19 protein-coding genes are annotated in these 18,363 nt (G+C 72.6%); 14 read left to right on the top strand and 5 right to left on the bottom strand.

Translation table 11 applies throughout. The annotated features are described in order from the left end of the window. Window positions 1-179: 179 nt before the first annotated feature. Window positions 180-1,367, bottom strand: coding sequence for a PucR family transcriptional regulator (locus ACIA8F_RS15675; RefSeq protein WP_399379090.1), 1,188 nt, complete (start codon window positions 1,365-1,367; stop codon window positions 180-182). Window positions 1,368-1,554: 187 nt separating this feature from the next. Between ACIA8F_RS15675 and ACIA8F_RS15670 the strand changes: the two genes are divergently transcribed. From ACIA8F_RS15670 to ACIA8F_RS15640, 7 genes are all read left to right on the top strand, one after another. Beyond that, entirely contained in the window at window positions 1,555-2,352 is a 798-nt protein-coding gene (locus tag ACIA8F_RS15670) for an ABC transporter ATP-binding protein (protein ID WP_399379089.1), read from the top strand. An 83-nt stretch (window positions 2,353-2,435) separates the two neighbouring features. Continuing rightward, entirely contained in the window at window positions 2,436-3,248 is an 813-nt protein-coding gene (locus tag ACIA8F_RS15665; protein WP_399379087.1) for an ABC transporter ATP-binding protein, read from the top strand. Next, window positions 3,245-4,135, top strand: coding sequence for a branched-chain amino acid ABC transporter permease (locus ACIA8F_RS15660; RefSeq protein ID WP_399379085.1), 891 nt, complete (start codon window positions 3,245-3,247; stop codon window positions 4,133-4,135). Before ACIA8F_RS15665 ends, ACIA8F_RS15660 begins: the two co-directional genes overlap by 4 nt. Continuing rightward, window positions 4,128-5,270, top strand: coding sequence for a branched-chain amino acid ABC transporter permease (locus ACIA8F_RS15655; protein ID WP_399379083.1), 1,143 nt, complete (start codon window positions 4,128-4,130; stop codon window positions 5,268-5,270). Before ACIA8F_RS15660 ends, ACIA8F_RS15655 begins: the two co-directional genes overlap by 8 nt. Beyond that, a complete protein-coding gene (locus tag ACIA8F_RS15650; RefSeq protein ID WP_399379081.1) occupies window positions 5,267-6,532 on the top strand; it encodes an ABC transporter substrate-binding protein in 1,266 nt (421 codons plus the stop codon). The genes ACIA8F_RS15655 and ACIA8F_RS15650 overlap by 4 nt, the downstream gene beginning before the upstream one ends. Before the next feature lie 202 nt (window positions 6,533-6,734). After that, complete coding sequence (locus ACIA8F_RS15645) at window positions 6,735-7,307, top strand: RNA polymerase sigma factor (protein WP_399379079.1); 573 nt, start codon at window positions 6,735-6,737, stop codon at window positions 7,305-7,307. Then, entirely contained in the window at window positions 7,304-7,954 is a 651-nt protein-coding gene (locus ACIA8F_RS15640) for a hypothetical protein (protein WP_399379077.1), read from the top strand. Before ACIA8F_RS15645 ends, ACIA8F_RS15640 begins: the two co-directional genes overlap by 4 nt. Before the next feature lie 77 nt (window positions 7,955-8,031). On the opposite strand, the gene ACIA8F_RS15635 is transcribed toward ACIA8F_RS15640, so the two are convergent. After that, the gene (locus ACIA8F_RS15635) at window positions 8,032-8,820 is read right to left on the bottom strand and encodes a GNAT family N-acetyltransferase (RefSeq protein ID WP_399379076.1); all 789 of its coding nucleotides are present in this window, start codon (window positions 8,818-8,820) and stop codon (window positions 8,032-8,034) included. A 125-nt stretch (window positions 8,821-8,945) separates the two neighbouring features. Beyond that, entirely contained in the window at window positions 8,946-9,149 is a 204-nt protein-coding gene (locus tag ACIA8F_RS15630; RefSeq protein WP_389699500.1) for a cold-shock protein, read from the bottom strand. A gap of 272 nt (window positions 9,150-9,421) precedes the next feature. Between ACIA8F_RS15630 and ACIA8F_RS15625 the strand changes: the two genes are divergently transcribed. Then, window positions 9,422-9,814: a molybdopterin-binding protein gene (locus tag ACIA8F_RS15625; protein ID WP_399379073.1), complete on the top strand. Its 393-nt coding sequence runs from the start codon at window positions 9,422-9,424 to the stop codon at window positions 9,812-9,814. A 168-nt stretch (window positions 9,815-9,982) separates the two neighbouring features. Here ACIA8F_RS15625 and ACIA8F_RS15620 read toward each other — a convergent pair whose 3' ends face one another. Next, window positions 9,983-10,591 (bottom strand): HAAS signaling domain-containing protein, encoded by a 609-nt coding sequence (locus ACIA8F_RS15620; RefSeq protein WP_399379071.1) that lies wholly within the window; start codon window positions 10,589-10,591, stop codon window positions 9,983-9,985. Continuing rightward, the gene (locus ACIA8F_RS15615) at window positions 10,588-10,962 is read right to left on the bottom strand and encodes a PadR family transcriptional regulator (protein WP_399379069.1); all 375 of its coding nucleotides are present in this window, start codon (window positions 10,960-10,962) and stop codon (window positions 10,588-10,590) included. The genes ACIA8F_RS15620 and ACIA8F_RS15615 overlap by 4 nt, the downstream gene beginning before the upstream one ends. 168 nt (window positions 10,963-11,130) lie before the next feature. Here ACIA8F_RS15615 and ACIA8F_RS15610 point away from each other — a divergent pair, with 168 nt between their 5' ends. The 6 genes from ACIA8F_RS15610 (at window position 11,131) to ACIA8F_RS15585 (ending at window position 18,349) form a co-directional block, all read left to right on the top strand. Beyond that, complete coding sequence (locus ACIA8F_RS15610) at window positions 11,131-12,105, top strand: helix-turn-helix domain-containing protein (protein ID WP_399379067.1); 975 nt, start codon at window positions 11,131-11,133, stop codon at window positions 12,103-12,105. A gap of 66 nt (window positions 12,106-12,171) precedes the next feature. Next, a complete protein-coding gene (locus ACIA8F_RS15605) occupies window positions 12,172-12,807 on the top strand; it encodes a class I SAM-dependent methyltransferase (RefSeq protein WP_399379065.1) in 636 nt (211 codons plus the stop codon). Between the two features lie 262 nt (window positions 12,808-13,069). Next, window positions 13,070-15,196 (top strand): glucose PTS transporter subunit IIA, encoded by a 2,127-nt coding sequence (locus tag ACIA8F_RS15600; RefSeq protein ID WP_399379063.1) that lies wholly within the window; start codon window positions 13,070-13,072, stop codon window positions 15,194-15,196. Between the two features lie 159 nt (window positions 15,197-15,355). Further along, entirely contained in the window at window positions 15,356-16,207 is an 852-nt protein-coding gene (locus tag ACIA8F_RS15595; RefSeq protein ID WP_399379061.1) for a PRD domain-containing protein, read from the top strand. 256 nt (window positions 16,208-16,463) lie between these two features. After that, a complete protein-coding gene (locus tag ACIA8F_RS15590) occupies window positions 16,464-16,619 on the top strand; it encodes a hypothetical protein (RefSeq protein WP_399379059.1) in 156 nt (51 codons plus the stop codon). A 233-nt stretch (window positions 16,620-16,852) separates the two neighbouring features. Then, entirely contained in the window at window positions 16,853-18,349 is a 1,497-nt protein-coding gene (locus ACIA8F_RS15585) for a UDP-N-acetylmuramoyl-L-alanyl-D-glutamate--2,6-diaminopimelate ligase (RefSeq protein WP_399379127.1), read from the top strand. The last annotated feature ends 14 nt before the right edge of the window (window positions 18,350-18,363 follow it).

Here is an 18,363-nt window from a genome sequence, read left to right as displayed (position 1 = left end):
ACTGTCGGGGAGCACCACGGGGGCGCACATCGGCGGAACCACCGGTCTCGCCGACGGACGGGGATCCGTCGCCCGAAGGGTCCGCCGCCCGAAGAGGCGGCCACCCAGGCGCGACCGCCGCCCCGCCCCGGCGCGACCGCCGCCCCACCGCGACCGCCGCCCCACCGCGCACGCCGCGCTCAGCCGATCGACAGCCGGTACGCGTCCCATGCCAGCGTCAGCGCCATGAGGTCCCGGGGGCGGGACAGGGACTTCGACGTCAGGTGTTCCAGCCGGCGCAGGCGGTTGAAGACCGTGTTGCGGTGGCAGTACAGGCGGCTCGCCGCGCGGCCCGCCGAGCCCTCCGCCGCCAGCCAGGCGTCGAGGGTCTCAAGCAGCATCGCCCGGTCCGCCGGGTCCAGGTCCAGCAGGGGGCCGAGTACCGCCTGGACCAGCTCGGCCGACAGCTCGGGCTGGCGCACCACCAGGGCCGTGGGCAGCCGGTCGGCCAGCCGCACCAGCACCCGTTCGTCCGGCCCGCAGGTCCGCAGCGCCGTCTCCGCCAGCCGCCGGGCCCGGCCCAGTTCGGCCAGTCCGTCCACCACCGGGCTGATCCCGCCCGGCCCCGGGCAGCGGTCCGCGAGCTCCGCCGCCAGCTCGGCCGACGAGCTGTCGCCCAGCGCCACCACGGCCAGTTCCCGCTCCGTGCGCATCCGCCAGAACAGCCGCATCCCGCCCGCCGCCGCCACCCGGTGCACCGAGTCGCCCCGGTCGGCCGGCAGCACCACCACCGCGTACCGACCCTGCTCCGGCAGGTCCAGGGCCAGTGCCACCTGCGCGGCCAGGGCCGGCGCCGTGTCCCCCTCCAGCAGGGCGTCCAGCAGCGCCTGCGCCCGCTCGTCGCTGCGCCGGCGCATCTCCAGCTCCGCCGTGCGGTACGCCTCCGCGGTCGCGGCCGCCTGCTGCTCGATCCCCGCCCACATGGCCCCGGCCGCGCGGGCCAGGACGGGCAGGGCCTCCGGCTCCTTCTCGGTGACGATGTCCAGCAGCGCGTCCCAGGTCAGCCGGCCCGCCCTGCGGTACGCGTAGAGCAGCAGGTCCAGCGGAAGCCCCTGCTCGGCCCGCCGCCGGCCCAGTTCCACCGCGTACGCGAGGTCCTTGCGCGGGACGGACCGGGACGCGGCGAAGGCCTCGATCCCGTAGTGCATGGCCTCGCTGACCTGCTGCCAGTGTTCGTCCCGCGGAACGGCCAGGTCGAACAGCGGCGAGTGCTTCGCCAGGTCCCCGATGAGCTGGTCGGTGAGCCCGGGGATGGCGGCGATCAGTACGTCCGCCGCCGACACCAGGACCGACCACTCCTGTTCCGTGCGCGTTCTGCGTCCACCCATGGCCGCTGAGGATGTCACCCCGTCTCCACCGCCGTAAGGGGCGCGCACGGCAGGTCTGTGCGCGTGCACAACACGCCCCTGTCCGGGCTGGTCATCGGCAGCGATTCCGCTTCCGCCCGTGGACGCCCGCCCCGGCCCGGTGCTGGTCTGTGCGCCAGCACAAGGCCGCCCAGAGGAAGGAGAGGACGTGGGTTCGCTACAAGTGCGTGCGCTGTCCATCGGCTACGGGCCGGTCCGGGCACTGCGCTCCGTATCGCTCGACGTGCCCGCCGGCGCGGTGGTCGTCGTACTCGGCGGGAACGGCGCCGGGAAGTCGACGCTGCTGCGCGCCGTGTCCCGGACGCTCGGGTTCCACCGGGGAGCCGTCACGGGCGGGAGCGTCACCTTCGACGGCCGGCCGCTGGACGGGCTCACCCCGGACCGGGTCGTCGCCGCCGGTGTCGTACAAGTACCCGAGGGGCGCAAGGTGTTCACCCGGATGACCGTCGCGGACAACCTGCGCGCCGGGGCCCTCGGCGGCCGGGCCGGATCCCGCGCCGATACGGCCCGCTCGCTGGCCCGGGTGCACGAGCTGTTCCCCGTACTGGCCCAGCGGGCGCGCCAGCGGGCCGGACTGCTGTCCGGCGGCGAACAGCAGATGCTCGCCCTGGGCCGGGCCCTGATGGCCCGCCCGCGGCTGCTGCTGCTCGACGAACCCACCCTCGGGCTGGCCCCCAAGATGGCCGCCACCATCGCCGAGACCATCACGGAGATCAACGCCTCGGGCGCCTCGGTCCTCCTGGTCGAGCAGAACGCCGCCCTCGCCCTGCGGCTCTCCTCCCACGCCTACGTCCTGGAGGTCGGCGAGGTCACCCTCGACGGCCCGGCCGCCGAACTGGCCGCCTCGGACGAGGTGCGCCGCCGCTACCTCGGCATCACCGACGAGGCGGCGCCCGAGACGGCCACCGCCGGGGCACGGCGGGAACTGCGCAGGTGGACAGCATGAACGCATCTGCAACCCCTCCGGCGGACGCAACCCCTCCGGCGGATGCAGCCCGTCCGGCGGATGCAGTCCCTCCGGCGCAGGCCGTGCCGACACCGCGCGCCGCCCCGCAGCCGCATGCCGTCCCGCCGCCGCTCACCGTCACCGACGTCACCGTCCGCTTCTCCGGCCTGACCGCGCTCGACTCGGTGTCCTTCACGGTGGACCCCGGCAGCGTGCACGCCGTCATCGGACCCAACGGAGCGGGCAAGTCCACCTGTTTCAACGTGCTCTCCGGGGTCTACCGGGCCACCGGCGGAAGCGTCCGGTTCGGCGCCGCCGAACTCACCGGCCTCGCCCCGCACGCCGTCGCGGCCCTCGGCATCGCCCGCACCTTCCAGAACCTGGCCCTGCCCCCGCACACCACCGTCGCCGACAGCCTCCTGCTGGGGCGCCACCGGCTGATGCGGACCGGCTTCCTGGCCGCCGGACTGCGGCTGCCCGCCGCCGCGCGCGAAGACCGCAGGCACCGTGAACGCGTCCGGGAGATCGCCGAGTTCGTCGGACTGGAGGGCGACCTCGCGGCGCCCGCCGGCTCGCTCCCGTACGGAAAGCAGAAGCTCGTCGAGCTGGCCCGGGCCCTGTGCATGGAGCCCCGGCTGCTCCTCCTCGACGAACCCGTCGCCGGCATGACCGCCGACGAGAGGCAGCGTACGGCCGCCGTCATCGCGGGCGTCCGCGACGGCCTCGGCATCTCGATCGTGCTGGTCGAACACGACATGGGGGTGGTGATGCGGCTCGCGGACGCGGTGACCGTACTCGACTTCGGCAGACGCATCGGCGGCGGGACTCCCGCACAGGTGCAGAACGATCCCGCGGTGGTCCGCGCGTACCTCGGAGAGGAGGAGCCGGCCGCATGACCACCTTCCTCGAACTTCTCCTCGGCGGGCTCTCCATGGGCTCCGTCTACGCCCTGATCGCCCTCGGTTTCGTGGTCATCTTCAAGGCCACCGAAGTCGTCAACTTCGCCCACGCCTCCCTGCTCCTGGCCGGCGGGTACGTCACCGCGACCCTGCACGAGGAACTCGGTTTCTGGGGCGCGCTCCTGGCCGGCGCCCTCTCGGCGGCCGCCGTGGGGGCGGCGATCGAGTTCCTGGTGATGCGGCGCTACCGGGGCCAGGACCAGAGCGTGCTGGCCATCGTCACCATCGGCGTCGACATCCTCCTCATCACCGACCTCACGCGGCGCCTGGGCACCGACGTGCTCTCGCTCGGCGACCCGTGGGGCGACCGCGTGGTCCACCTCGGCGCGGTCACCGTGCCCCAGACCCGGATCGCCGCCATCCTCGCCGCCGGGCTGCTCATCACCGTCTTCCTGCTCGTGTTCCGGCACACCTCCTGGGGCGTGGCCATGCGCGCCGCCGCCGAACAGCCGGAGACCGCCGCGCTGATGGGCGTACGGCTGGGCCGCGTCTCGCTCGCCGCGTGGGCCGTGGCCGGGGCGCTGGCCGCCGTCGCCGCGCTCTTCCTGACCGTCTTCCCCACCCCCGGTCTGGAGCGGGCCACGTCCCTCGCCGCACTGAAGGCCTTCCCGGCCGCGATCCTCGGCGGCCTCGACTCCACCTCCGGCGCTCTGGCCGGAGGCCTGATCGTGGGCGTCACCGAGGCACTGGCCACCGGCTACCAGAGCCAGCTGACCTTCCTCGGCCGCGGCATCGGCGACCTGGCCCCGTACCTGGTGATGGTCGCGGTGCTGCTGATCCGTCCCTCCGGACTCCTCGGCACGAAGGAGCTCGCCCGTGTCTGACACCCGCACCCCCGTGCTGCCCCCCGAGGCCGCCGCCCCGGTCGCGGCTCCGCGGACCCGGCGGCTCAGCACCCGGAACACGCTGATGGCGGCCGCCGTCCTGGTGCTCCTCGCGCTGCCGTTCTACCTCGACCGGTTCTGGCTGCAGGCCGGGCTGTTCGCCATCGCCGCCGCCATCGGGGCCATCGGGCTCAACCTGCTCACCGGAGCCACCGGCCAGCTGTCCATGGGCCACGCCTTCTTCCTCGCCGTCGGTGCCTACGGGTACTGCGCGCTCGCCGGGGACGGCAGCACGGCGGGCGGCCACACCCTGGTCGGACTCGGCCTGCCCAGCTGGCTCGCCGCGGTCCTGGCCGTCGCCCTCGCGGGGGCGGCCGGCGGCCTCTTCAGCCCCATCGCCGGCCGCCTGCGCGGCGCGTACCTCGGCATCGCCACGCTCGCGCTGATCTTCATCGGCCAGCACGTGCTGTTCAACGCCACCAGCCTCACCGGCGGGTTCAACGGCCGGGAGGTGGAGCCGCTCTCCCTCCTCGGATTCACCTTCGACGACACGGAGACCGTCATCGCCGCCGTGCCCTTCCAGTCCGCCGAGAAGCTCTGGTACGTCGCCCTCGCCGCCCTCCTCGGCGGCGCCCTCTTCGCGCGCGGCGTCCTGCGGGGCCGGCCCGGCCGGGCCATGAACGCCCTGCGCGACCACAGCATCGCCGCCGGGGTGATGGGCGTGCCGGTCGCCCGGTACCGGGCCGCCGTCTTCGTCCTGTCGTCCATGTACGCGGGGCTGGCCGGCGTCCTGCTCGCGCTGGTCTTCCAGCGCACCGTGCCGGACTACTTCGGCATGGTGCTGTCCCTGGAGTACCTCGCCATGATCGTGATCGGCGGCCTCGGCACCGTCATGGGGGCCGTCGTGGGCGCCGTCTTCGTCTCCCTCCTGCCCCCACTCCTCACCCGCTACAGCGAGGCCCTCCCGCTGGTCTCCGCCCCCGGCACCGGCGGGGTCTCGCCGGGCGAGGCCTCCCGGTACCTGTACGGAGCGGCCGTCGTCGCGGCCGTCCTGTTCCTGCCCGGCGGCCTCACCGGCATCACCCGGACGGTCCGGACCCGAACCGGCACCACACCCCCGAAGGAGCGAACGTGAACAGAAGAAGGCACGCCGCCGCCGTCCTGGCGGTCGCACTCGTCCTGACCGGCGCCGCCGGGTGCAGCAGCAAGGCCAAGCCCGCCGCGGACGGGGACAAGCCCGCCGCGGGCGGAGTGAAGGCCGGAGCCGGGGTGAGCGACAAGACCATCAAGCTCGGTGCGCTCACCGACATGACCGGCGTCTACGCCTCCCTCGGCAAGAGCGTCACCCAGGCCCAGCAGCTGTGGGTCAAGCAGACCAACGCGGCGGGCGGCATCTGCGGCCGCACGATCGAGCTCACGGTCCGCGACCACGGCTACGACCCGCAGAAGGCCCTCGCCGCCTACACCGAACTGGAGCCCTCGGTACTGGGCTTCGCCCAGTTCATCGGCTCCCCGTTCGTCGCCGCCGTCAAGCAGCGGATCGACGGGCAGGACAAGGGGCTGGTCATCCCGCAGGCCTGGTCCGCCTCCCTGCTCGGCAGCCCGTACATCCGTACCGTGGGCGCGACGTACGACGTGGAAACGATCAACGCGGTCGGCTTCCTCCTCGACCAGAAGCGGATCGCCTCGGGCGACAAGATCGGCCACGTCTACTTCGAGGGCGACTACGGCGAGAACGCACTGACCGGTTCCAAGGCCATCGCCGCGGAGGCCGGACTGACCGTCGTCGAGCAGAAGATCAAGCCGACCGACAACGATATGACGGCCCAGGTCGCCGCCCTCAAGCAGGCCGGCGTCAAGGCCGTGGTCATCAGCGCCGGCCCCCGCCAGGCGGCCTCGCTCGTCGGGGTCGCCGCGGCCGGCGGCTGGAACGTCCCGTTCGTCGGCAACAACTCCGCCTTCGCACCGCAGCTGCTCGCCACCCCGGCGGGCGCGGCCCTGCAGAAGGACTACTACGTCGCCTCCTCGGCGCTGCCGATCGGCTCGCCCGAGGCGGGCCCGGCCGCCCTGGCCGCCGCCTACAAGGCCGAGTACCCGGACTCCGGCCTGGACAACGGTGTGGTGGCCGGCTTCAGCGCCGGCGCCCTGTTCGGGGAGGTCCTGAAGAAGGCCTGCGCCGACAAGGACTTGACCCGCGAGGGGATCCGGGCCGCCCTGCTGAGCCTGAAGTCCTACGACAACGGCTTCGGCATCACCCACGACTTCTCGGACCCGAAGGCCCCTTCCACGCGGCAGAGCGTGATCCTGAAGCCGGACGCGACCGTCCCGGGCGGCATGAAGGTGGTCAAGGAGGCCACCGCGGTACCCGCCGCGACGAAGTTCACGCCCGCCTCCTGAGCCGCGGGGAGCAAACGGACGCCGCCGCCCCGACCCCCGTCGGGGCGGCGGCGTCCGGCTGCCCGGCCCGGCACTCCCGGCCGGGCACTCCCGGCCGGGCACTCCCGGCCGGGCCGTCGGCTCCCGATGAAACGCTTTGCGCACGTCCGGCCAAGTACTGGATGAGGGGGCCATCCGGGATCCCCGCGCAAGGGAGGACCGGGTGCTCAGCCCACGTCACGAGACCGGACCCCCGGGTCTCACCACACCCGAGGGATTCGGCGCGTTCTACGAGCAGCACATCGACGCCGTCCTCGGATTCGTCACCCGCCGGGTCGCCGACCCGTACCTCGCGGCCGATCTCACCGCGGACATCTTCCTCACGGCCATCGGCTCGGCCGCCGGCCACCGGCCCCGCAGGAAGGCGCCGGTCACCTGGCTGTTCGCGATAGCCCGCACCCTCTCGCAGGGCGCCCCCGGTCCGGCCCGCGACGGCGGCACACCGGCCCGGCTCAGCGGCCGCGGCCTCCTCGACGGTGACGACCTCGCCGCACTGGAGGAACGGATCGACGCCCAGCGGGCCTTGAGACACCTGGCCGAGCGCCACGCCGTCCTGCCCGAGCCGCTGCGCGCGGTCCTCGATCTCGTCGAGGTCGACGCACTCACCCCGGCCGAGGCCGCGCAGGTCCTCGGCGTCACCCGGGCGACGGTCCGCGTCCGCCTGCGCCGGGCCCGGCGCGCCCTGGACGCCGCCCCGGTGTCCGTCACCGAAGGCCAGTTGGAGGCATCCCGATGAGCGAGCGGCCCAGTGGTTTCGAGGAGCGCCTCAAGGCGGCGCTCATGGCACGCCTCCCGGACGTGCCGCCCCCGCCCCCCGCCCAGTCCGCCGCCCGGCGGTACGGCATCCCGTTCGCGGTGGGCGCCGCGACGGCGGCGGTCGTCGCCGTGATGGTCCTGCCCGGCAGCACCCACAACGCCTCCCGGCCCGCCGGCGCTCCCACCGGCTCGCCGAGCCCTCCGGCAGCGGACCAGCCCGAGATCAAGCGGGACGCCGACGGCTCGCTCCGCTTCGACCTGCCCGAGAACGACCAAGTGCCCGGGCTCGCAGCGCGACTGAAGGCTCTGGGAGTGGCCGTGGCCGTGGTTCCGTCGAAGCCCCCGTCCCAGTGCTCCGAGCCCGGAGGCGGGTACCGGGGGCCGCAGGCCGATCACGAGGCCGAGATCATGCAGAACAGTGCAGACGGCCACGTCCTGAAGGTCAACGCCAAGACGGTCCCGCCGGGCTACACGCTCACCCTCGGGTGGTCGGACTACTACCCGCTGGGGCAGGGAGGAAGCAGCTTCGGCGTCATCCAGACCTCCAAGGTGCCGTCCTGTTCGGTCGACTACTCCGAGGGACTGGAGGAACTGCTGGCGTCCCGGGCTGCCAGCCCGGCACCGTAGCGACCACCCACCCACCCACACACACGGCAGGATTGGCCCCGGCCCCCGAGGGGGCCGGGCAGGCCGGTCTGCGTCCGCTACGGACGGGCGGTGAAGAGCGTTTCGGTGAACTCCGCGACCTCACTGAAGCCGAGCCGGCGGTAGAGGCGGACGGCCGTGGCGTTGTCGGCCCGGACGTTGAGGCCTATGTGGTCCACCGTCTCGCCCAGCTGCCGGCACAAGGCGGCCACGCAGGCACCCGCGGCGCCCTGTCCGCGGACCCGCGGATGCGTGGTGACGTTCCCGAGCGCGGCGACCCGGTACGCGGCCGAGTGGACGTGCACGCCCGCCACGGCGACCAGTTGCCCGGCCTGCCGGGCGCCGACGTACTGGCCGGTGTCGAGCATGCGGTCGTCGAACCAGTTGCCCGGGTAGGCCTCCGCGAAGAGTTCGAGCAGCTCCGGAAGGTCGTCCCGGCTCAGCGGGGCGGGCCGCCAGGGTCCGGCGGGATATCCGTCGGCCAGCCCGGGCTCGGTCAGCGCCATGCGGAGCAGGGTCGTCCGCGACTGTGCGACGTACCCGGATTCCAGTACCTTCGCGGCGTTCCCGGTCAGATGCCCGAGGAAGCGCCGGGGGAGTACGGGCAGCATCGCCTCGGCGAGCTCCTCCAGAGCGGCCGCTTGCGCGGGGCGGGTGAAGCCCAGCAACGTCGGTACCTCACCGACGGCGTAGAGCAGCGCCACCGGCCCGTCCTTGGAGACGGAGTACCAGCTGGTGTGGGGCCACGGCAGGTCGTCGAGGTCGCCGAGTTCCATCAGGTTCAGGGCCGGATCGCGCTCGAAGCGGGCCGCCAGGTCTGATCGGTCGTGAAGGCTGTGCAGGATCACCCGGACAGCCTACGGCGAGCCCCGGACCGGTCCGGCGGCGAGGTGGACAGGGCCACGGGCAACGGCCCTGCCGGACGCGACGACGCCCCGCACCGAGACGGTGCGGGGCGTCGGACCGCTACGGCTCAGACCGGCCGGATGTCCTCGGCCTGCGGGCCCTTCTGGCCCTGCGTGACCTGGAACTCGACCTTCTGGCCCTCCTGGAGCTCACGGAAGCCCTGGGCGTTGATGTTGGAGTAGTGGGCGAAGACGTCGGGGCCGCCGCCGTCCTGCTCGATGAAGCCGAAGCCCTTTTCCGAGTTGAACCACTTCACAGTTCCGGTGGCCATCTACTGCTCCCTGTCGGGGACGGGGGTCCTCGCGGATGAGGACCCCTTGGGTGTGGGGTGCTTGCCCTGGTCCTCCGACGCTTGGTGAAGCGGTACTTCGGACACACGACTGCCGATCACGAGGCATGATCTACCCACTTGCGCGAGGAGGGCAAACCGATGATCGTTTTGCCCCGACATGGGCACACCACCGCGGGCCGACCGAGCGCGCCACCGCGCGGTACCGAGGATGATCAACAGTCATACTGCTGCCACCCCCTAGGGTGGTGGCCATGGAGTCGTACACGATGGGGCAGGCCGCCGAGCTGCTGGGTGTGAGCGTGGACACGGTGCGGCGGTGGGCGGACGCGGGCCGCTTCCCGACGCACCGGGAGGGCAACCGCCGCATCGTCGAGGGACCCGCCCTCGCCGCGTTCTGCGTGGAGGTCGCCCAAGAGGGCGCCGATGACGAGGACACCCCGTACACCTCGGCGCGCAACGCCTTCCCGGGCATCGTGACCGCCATCAGACTGGGCGACGTCTCCGCGCAGGTGGAGGTCCAGGCGGGCCCGCACCGCGTGGTGTCCCTCCTGACGCGCGAGGCCGTGGAGGAGCTCGGACTGGCCCCGGGCGTGACGGTCACCGCCCGGGTCAAGTCGACCAGCGTGCACGTCGAACGCGGCTGAGCACCCTTCCTGCTGCCCGTGCAGCCGGGCGTGTTCGCGGTCCCGAGCCGGGCGGTCATCCCGGCCAACCTGTTCCACAACGTCGTCGTCGGACTTGCGCGCCCGTCGCCCAACTCGCCCCCGCGACCGCGACCACGAGGGCGAAGCCCCGGACCCTGCGCCCATGCCTCAGGCGCGGCGGACCCGCCACAGCCATGCCGTCGTGCCCGCCAGCAGGGCGAGGGTCGCCACGTTGGCCAGGGTGGCCGCGGTGTCGCCCGCGGGGGCGGCGCCGGACCAGGTCCAGATGCTGATCGCGACGGTCGGCAGGACGGCGGTGAGCAGCACGCCGGCCGTTTTCCGGCCCGTGCTCCAGTGCACCGAGGTGCAGAGGAGCACCGCGCCGATGACGCGGAAGAGGGTGCTGCAGAACCCGACGGCGGGGACGTGGGGGAAGACCGATGCGAGGAGGAAGGGGAGCGTGAGCATCAGGAGCGGGACCACGGGGTGCACCGTGCCGCGCCGGACGGGTGCGTCGGCCCCGCCGGCGGCCGGTGTCCCGACCGCCTCGGCCGCCCCGCCGCCCGCCTCGGCCACGGCCGTTGCCGCGATCGTACGGGGGTCGCCGAGCTCCGCCAGGACCTCGCCGATCGTGACGTGGGGACGTTCGGCGCGGGTCACCTCGATGTGTTCGGCGAGGTCGGCGAGGAGCTCCCGGCGGCGGTCGGCGGGCAGCGCGGAGGCCTCGCGCCCGACGGCGGAGAGGTAGTCGCGTACGGGATCGGCCGAGGTCTTCATGCGGGGTCTCCGGTGGCGTGGTGCGGAAGGGCGAGGAAGCCGTCGACGGCGTCGCGGAAGCCGGGCCAGACCCGGGTGAACTCCTCGAGTGCGGCGCGGCCGCTGTCGGTGAGCGCGTAGTAGCGCCGGGGTGGTCCCGAGGCTGACTCCTGCCAGGTGGTGGTGACCAGGTCGTCGCGGCGCAGCCTGGAGAGCAGCGGGTAGACCGTGCCCTGGCTGGTGGCCAGGGTGCCGGAGTCCTCCAGGGCCTGAAGGAGCTCCACGCCGTACCGGGGGCGGTCGCGCATCAGGGCGAGTACGCAGTACTCCAGGACCCCCTTGCGCAGCTGCGCGGCGGCCCGCGCCTGCTTGGTCGAATCACCTGGTTCCATGCGATGCAAGATACCTGGCGAGGCAACCAGGCGGGAAGAGGGGGGGGAGGGAGGGGGGCCGGTGTCACGTTCACCGGAATCATCTGGCCGATACTTGATCATGTGACGGGGGGCAGCGCGGCGGTGGGGCAACCGGTGAGGAACCGGTTCACTGCCAGGTCAAAGGGTGTGGGGGAGCGCATGGGCTGGTCGATGGCCACGGAAGCCGTCGTGGCGCGCGAGGACAGGTTCGACTGGTTCTGCGAGACGGTGTCCAGCGATGTGATGCCCGTCATGCTCAGCACCCGGCACGCGGCCGACTTCCGGGCGAAGTTCACGGACCTGGACCTCGGCGCCGTGCGGCTGTCGGCCCTGAAGTGCTCACCGGTGCACTCGCGCCGCACTTCGGCCCACGTCCGGCGCGGTGATCCCGAGCACATGCAGCTGGCGCTCATCACCCAGGGCGCTTTCAAGATCTCCCAGCGGGGCAGCGAGTCGGTGATCGCGGGGGGACTCGTCCTCACGGACACCTCGCGGCCGAGCGAAGGGGTCAGCGCGGGCGGGCAGGGCGAGGCCATCGTGCTGCAGATACCCCGCCCGGCCCTGGCGCTGCGCTCGAACCGCGTGGACCGCCTCCTCGCGCAGAACCTGTCCGCGGCCACGGGCTCGGCGGCCGTCCTGGCCGACTTCCTGAAGACGCTGCTCGCGCACGGCCCGTACTGCAGCCCGGAGGAGCTGCGCGGGCTGGGGGCGATCGCCCTCGACCTGGCCACCGCGTGTCTCGCCCAGCACCTCGGCGATCCGGGCGAGGCGCCCGCCGAGGTGCGCGCACAGGAGACCCGGCAGCGCATCCACCGCTTCATCGAGAACAACCTCGGAGACCCGGGCCTGACTCCCCAGGCGATCGCCGACCGGCACAACCTCTCGCTGCGGGGGCTCCACGCCCTCTTCGCCGGCCAGGACTTGAGCGTTTCGGCCCGCATCCGCGAGAACCGCCTGGAGCGGGCCCGCGCCGATCTCGCGTGCGGGGAGCAGGGCGGACAGCCCGTTCAGGAGATCGCGGCACGCTGGGGATTCTCCAGCGCCACGGCGTTCAGCCGGGCCTTCCGCGAGGCCTACGGAATCACCCCGACCGAACACCGGGCATCATCCCGGCAGGCCTGAGGACGCCCTCTCCCGAGCCCGCAGGGGAGGCCCCGAGCCGCTCGCGGGGCTGTTAGCTTCCCTCCCATGCCGGATCATCAGACCGAAACCAAGACGGCCTACGACGGGATCGTCGAGCTCTACGCATCCCTGTTCGCCGACCGGCTGGAGACCCAGCCCTTCGCCCGAGCCATGATCACCACCTTCGCCGAGCTGGTGCGCGGGACGGGGAATCCGCGGGTGGCCGACGCAGGGTGCGGACCCGGACACCTGACGGCCCTGCTGCACGAAATGGGGCTGGACGCCTTCGGGCTCGACCTCTCCCCGGCCATGGTCGACCACGCCCGCCGGGCCCATCCGGAGCTCTCCTTCGACGAGGCGCGCATGGAGTCCCTGCCCGTCGGGGACGCCGCACTCGGCGGCGTGCTCGCCCACTACTCGATGATCCACACCCCGCCCGCCGAACTGCCCGCGCTCCTCGCCGAGCAGGCGCGGGTCCTGGTGCCGGGGGGCCTGCTCATGGTCTCGCTCTTCGCGACCGACCGGCACGAGGCGCCGGTCCGCTTCGACCACAAGGTGACGCCCGCCTACAGCTGGCCGGTGGACCGGTTCGCCGCGTTGCTGTCCGGGGCCGGCCTCGTCCCGTTCGCCCGGCTCGTCCACGACCCGGCCACCGAGCGCGGCTTCCTCGACGCCCACGTGATGGCCCGCCGCCCCTCGTGACCTGCGCCACGTCGGCGACCTCTCCCCGCGGGCAATTCCCGGTGTTAAGGTTTTGTCTGATCGATCTCGATCGCAGGATTGTTACTCCCCGAGGACACCACCTTCGTCGTTCCACGACGTCAAGGCGGTGCGCCGTTCGAGGGGAGGCAAGGCCTGGGTGGCGCCGCGTGCGCGACCCGGGCCTTTTTTGTTGCCCGGATCCGGGCGTGAGAGATCGCGGACCTCAGCAGATGGCAAGAGCCCCAGGATGCAAGGACGCATCATGAACACACCCGTAGCCGGACCCGGCACGCTGGCGGAGCAGATCCTCCGCGGCGTCGGCGGAGCCGAGAACATCGAGAGCTTCACGCACTGCGCGACGAGGCTGCGTTTCCAGCTCCACGACGGGGCGAAGGCCGACACGGCCGCGCTCGATGCCCTCTCCGGCGTCATGGCCACCGTCCCGCAGTCCGGTGACCGGCTGCAGATCGTGATCGGCGGAGCCGTCGCACGCGTCTACTCCGAGATCATGAACCTGCCGTCGATGGCGGGCGGCGGAACGGCCGCCGCGAAGTCCGACGCCGACGTCAAGGCCGCGATGCGGGCCAAGAGCCGTGGCCGCTACGCCTGGGTCGACAACTTCTTCGAGTACCTGTCGGACTCGTTCCGCCCGCTCATGGGCGTGCTGCTCGGCTCCTCGCTCATCATCGCGATCGCCTCCGTCCTCGACGCCCTGGGCTTCGTCGACTTCCGCGCCGCGGACAAGTCCGCCACCTGGGTGTTCGTCGACGCCATGTGGCGCTCGGTGCTCTACTTCCTGCCGGTCATGGTCGCGTACAACTCGGCCAAGAAGCTGAAGATCGACCCCTGGGTGGGCGCCGCGGTCATGGCCGCGGTCATGACCCCGAACTTCACGGGCATGCTCAACCCGAAGTCCGGGATCCCCGGCATCACCTGCACCACCAACGGAACGCTCGGCACCCAGGAGTGCGTGGCCCACGTCTTCGGGCTGCCGATGCAGCTGAACGACTACGGCGGCCAGGTCTTCGTACCGCTCCTGATGGTCGCCGTGCTCGCCCTGGTCTACAAGGGACTGCAGCGCATCTTCCCGGAGACCGTGCACCTGGTCTTCGTGCCGTTCTTCAGCATGCTGATCATGATCCCGATCACCGCCTTCCTCATCGGCCCGATGGGCGTCTGGGCGGGCAACGGCCTCGGTGAAGGACTGTCCTGGCTGAACGGCAACGCCCCGATCGTCTTCGCGATCCTCATCCCGCTGCTGTACCCGTTCCTGGTGCCGCTGGGCCTGCACTGGCCGCTGAACGCGCTGATGCTCGTGAATATCAACACCCTCGGCTACGACTTCATCCAGGGCCCCATGGGAGCCTGGAACTTCGCCTGCTTCGGCGCGACCGCCGGCGTGCTGCTGCTCTCGCTGCGCCACCGCGAGAAGGAGATGCGCCAGACCGCCACCGGCGCCCTGGCCGCGGGTCTGCTCGGCGGCATCTCCGAGCCCTCGCTGTACGGCATCCACCTGCGCTTCAAGCGGATCTACCCGCGGATGCTCGTCGGCTGCCTCGTCGGCGGCGTGCTCGTGGGCGTCCTGGGCGGCGTGGACACCAAGGCCTTCGCCTTCACCTCCCTGCTGACCATCCCGGTCTTCTCCCCGATGGCCACCTACGGCATCGCCATCACGGCCGCCTTCTTCGTCTCGATGGCGCTCGTGTACTTCTCCGACTTCCGCACCCCGGAGGAGCGTGCCCAGGCCAACGCCGAGCGCGACGCCGCCGAGGCCGCCGAGGCCGCCTCCCGCGGCGAGGCCGTGACGGCCGATGACCGCGAGCTGGTCACCGTCGGCGCCGCGACGGCCACCGCGGGCGCCTCCGCCTCCGTTGCCGGCTCCACCCCGGCTGCTCCCACCGCCACCGCCACGGCCACCGCCCCCGCGGCAGGCAAGGCCATCGAGCTCGCCGCTCCGGTCGCGGGCCGCGTCGTCGGCCTCGACGAAGTCGGCGACCCCGTCTTCGCCTCCCGCGCACTCGGCGAAGGTGTGGGCATCGAGCCGGCCGACGGCCGCATCGTCGCCCCGGTCGACGGAGAGCTGGTCATCGTCGCCGCCACCGGCCACGCCTTCGGGATCCGTACCGCGGAGGGCATCGAGGTGCTCATCCACGTCGGCATCGACACGGTGCAGATGAAGGGAGCGGGCTTCGACGTCCGCACCGAGGCCGGCCGGCAGGTCTCGGCCGGTGACCTCCTCGTCGAGGTCGACCTCGACGCCGTTCGCGCGGCGGAGCACCCGACCGTCACCCTCATGACCGTCACCAACACCGCCGACCTCACCTCGGTCGAGCCGCACACCGGCCGGACCGTCGCCGCCGGTGCCCCCGTGGTGACCGTACGGCGGTAGCGACCCGCCAAGAGGCGGCCTGATCCGACGCGGGCACGCCCCACACCTCGTGGGGCGTGCCCGCGTCGGACCGGACCGGGGGAGAGGGTGGCGCATGCGCGCCAGACAATGCGGGATCATTGGGCAGAACCGGACCGCGAACGAGAAGGAGAGCAGGCGTTGAAGGCGCTGCGTGTCCTCAATAACAACGTGGTCCTCGCGCGCGACGACAAGGGCCAGGAGGTCATCCTCACCGGGCGCGGCATCGGCTTCAGCTCCCGCCAGGGCAAACCGGTCGACCCGGCACTGATCGTCCGCGTCTTCGTCCCGGCCGACGGACGCGACCCCGACCACCTCAGCGAGGTCCTCGCCCTCATCGACGAGGAGGTCCTGCGGGCCGTCGTGATCGCCCTCGACGAATCCGGCATCGAGGGGCGCGAGTCCACCCGGCCGACCCTGGCCATCGCCGTCGCCGACCATGTCGCCGGGGCGCTGGACCGGGCCGCACGGGGCATCGTCATCGAGTACCCGCTGCGCGCGGAGGTCCAGGCCCTCTACGCCGCCGAGTTCGCCCAGGCGCAGCGCCTGCTGGAGGCGATCAACGAGCGGGTGGACCCGCGACTGGATCCCTCCGAGGCGATCGCACTCGCGCTGCACCTGGTCAACGCGGGCTTCGCCACGGGCGACCTGTCCTTCACGTACACGATGACCGGGGTCATCCAGCAGATGCTCGCCGTCGTGCGGGAGCGCTACGGGCTGTCCGTGTCCCAGGAGTCCATGAGCGCGGCGCGGTTCATCACCCACGTGCGCTACCTCTTCGTACGCATCCAGCAGCACCGGCAGCTGAAGGGCCACGAGTCGACGATCGGCGAGGGAATCCGCCGTCACTACCCGGAGGCGACCCGCACCGCCCAGCAGCTGGCGACCATCGTCGAGCTGCGCCTGGGGGAGCGCCTGAGCGAGGACGAGGTCTCCTACCTGGCCCTGCACGTGGCCCGCATGACCGTGGAGCCGGACGGCACCCCCGAGTAGCGGGCCCGGGCTCCGCCCCGCGTCCGCGTCACCTCTCCGCCGCGGCCCTACCGGACGCCCTCCGTCACCGGCCGGGCCGACTACGGCCCCGCGGCGGCCGGGCGCCGAGGGCTCCGGCACCGGCCCTCACCATCCCGGTCCGGACGCGGCCGGCCGGGCGATTCCGCCACGCCGGGCCCCGGACCGGGGCGGACGCCCCCGGCCGGCGAGAACGGACGCGGCGTACGGACCGGGTGCGCGCACGTACACTCGGCTCATGAGCCGCACACGACGTGTCACGGGGGACTGCCCGCCGCAGGCCGCCCCCGGCGCGCCCGCGGTTCCTGCGGGCCGGACGGGCATCAGCCCCCGGACCGCCGCCGACGCCCAGGCCCCCACGGTGGGCCGCGGCGTCCTGCACGGCCACGGCTAGCGCCCTCCCACCGCGCCCGGGCCCCTTCCCTCCCGCCGCACCATCCCCGGCGACGGACCCTGCCCCCGGCAGCCCGCGGCCCGGCCCGGACACCGGGCCCGGCCCGGCCCCCGTCGTCCCGAGGGCGACGCATCGCCCTCCCCAGAGCACCACCCGCGGCCCCGACGCTCCGTCGGCGCCGCCACCAGGCTAGGGCCGTGCGCCGGGCCGTAGCCGCCTCCGAAGGGACCACCGTGAAGTTGAGCGGGTTGCTGACCGGCCATGAACACCACGTCCTCCAGGGCGACCCCGAGTCGACGGAGATCACCGCGGCCACCACCTTCGACGTCGACCGGGTGGTGCCGGGCTCGCTCTTCATCGCCGTACCCGGCCACCACGGCGGCGGCCCCGAGGCCATCGGTGCGGCGCTCGCGCGCGGGGCGGTGGCGGTGCTCGTCGACGAGGAAGGAGCCGCCGCCGCACCCTCCGGGCGGGAGCTCCTTCCGGCGGTGTGCATCGTACGGGTCCGCGACACCCGCAAGGCGGCCGCGGTCGTCTCCTCCCGCTACTTCGGAGAGCCCGGCCGGCACATGGACATGGTGGCGGTCACCGGGACCAACGGAAAGACCTCCATCGCCTCCATGGTCGAGTCGCTCCTCAGGATCTCCGAGGGCGCCTCGGTGGGCGTGATCGGGACGGCGGGCAGCCGCATCGGCGACGAGATGATCCCGATGCCGCCCTCGGTGCTGACCACACCGGAATCACCCGACCTGCAGTACCTCCTGGGCCGGATGCGGGACCGGGGCACCGGCAGCGTGGTCCTGGAGGCCACCTCGATGGCCCTGCAGACGTACCGGGTGGACAGGACCTTCGTCGACGTCGGCGTGTTCACCAACCTGACCCAGGACCACCTGGACGACCACGGCACCATGGCCCACTACACGGACGCCAAACTGAGGCTGTTCCAGGGGCTGTGCCGGTACGCGGTGGTCAACGTGGACGACGTCGTGGGAGCCGGGATCCCGGCGATGATGCCCGGCGCGGTGACCACGTACGGCCTCGACCAGGACGCCGACTTCCGTGCCACGGACCTGATCGCGGACGCCGCGGGCACCCGGTTCACGCTGCAACACGACGGCCACAAGTACCCGGCCGCGATCCCGGTCCCGGGCCGGTTCTCCGTGTCCAACGCGCTGGCGGCCGTGGCGGCCTGCCACGTCCTGGGCCACGACCTGGACGGACTGGTCTCCGCGCTCGCCCAGATGCCGCCCGTACCGGGCCGGTTCGAGCGCTTCGTCACCGCCGCCGGCACCTCGGTGATCGTGGACTACGCCCACTCGCCCGACTCCCTCGACAAGATCCTCACCGCCATCCGGGGCTTCGCCCGCGGCCGCGTCATCACCGTCTTCGGCTGCGGCGGCGACCGCGACACCACCAAGCGCGCCGAAATGGGCCGCATCGCCGGCGCCCACTCCGACCTGTGCGTCCTGACCTCGGACAACCCCCGCACCGAGAACCCCGAGACGATCCTCGACCAGATCGCGGCGGGCATCGAAAGCACCGGCACACCCTACGAACGCTCCGCCGACCGGCGCCGGGCCATCGCCTTCGCCCTGTCCGCGGCGCAGCCCGAAGACATCGTCCTGATCGCGGGAAAGGGCAGCGAACCACACCAGATCGTGGGTGAAACCCTCATCCCGTTCAGCGACATGGCCACCGTCCGCGACCTCTCCGCCCACCTCCTCCCCTGACCGGCGCCTTCCCG

This window comes from Streptomyces sp. NPDC051563 (genome assembly GCF_044454225.1).
Lineage (GTDB): Bacteria > Actinomycetota > Actinomycetes > Streptomycetales > Streptomycetaceae > Streptomyces.
The sequence above is the reverse complement of the archived record's forward strand: the minus strand, read 5'-3'. Positions and strand labels throughout refer to the sequence as shown.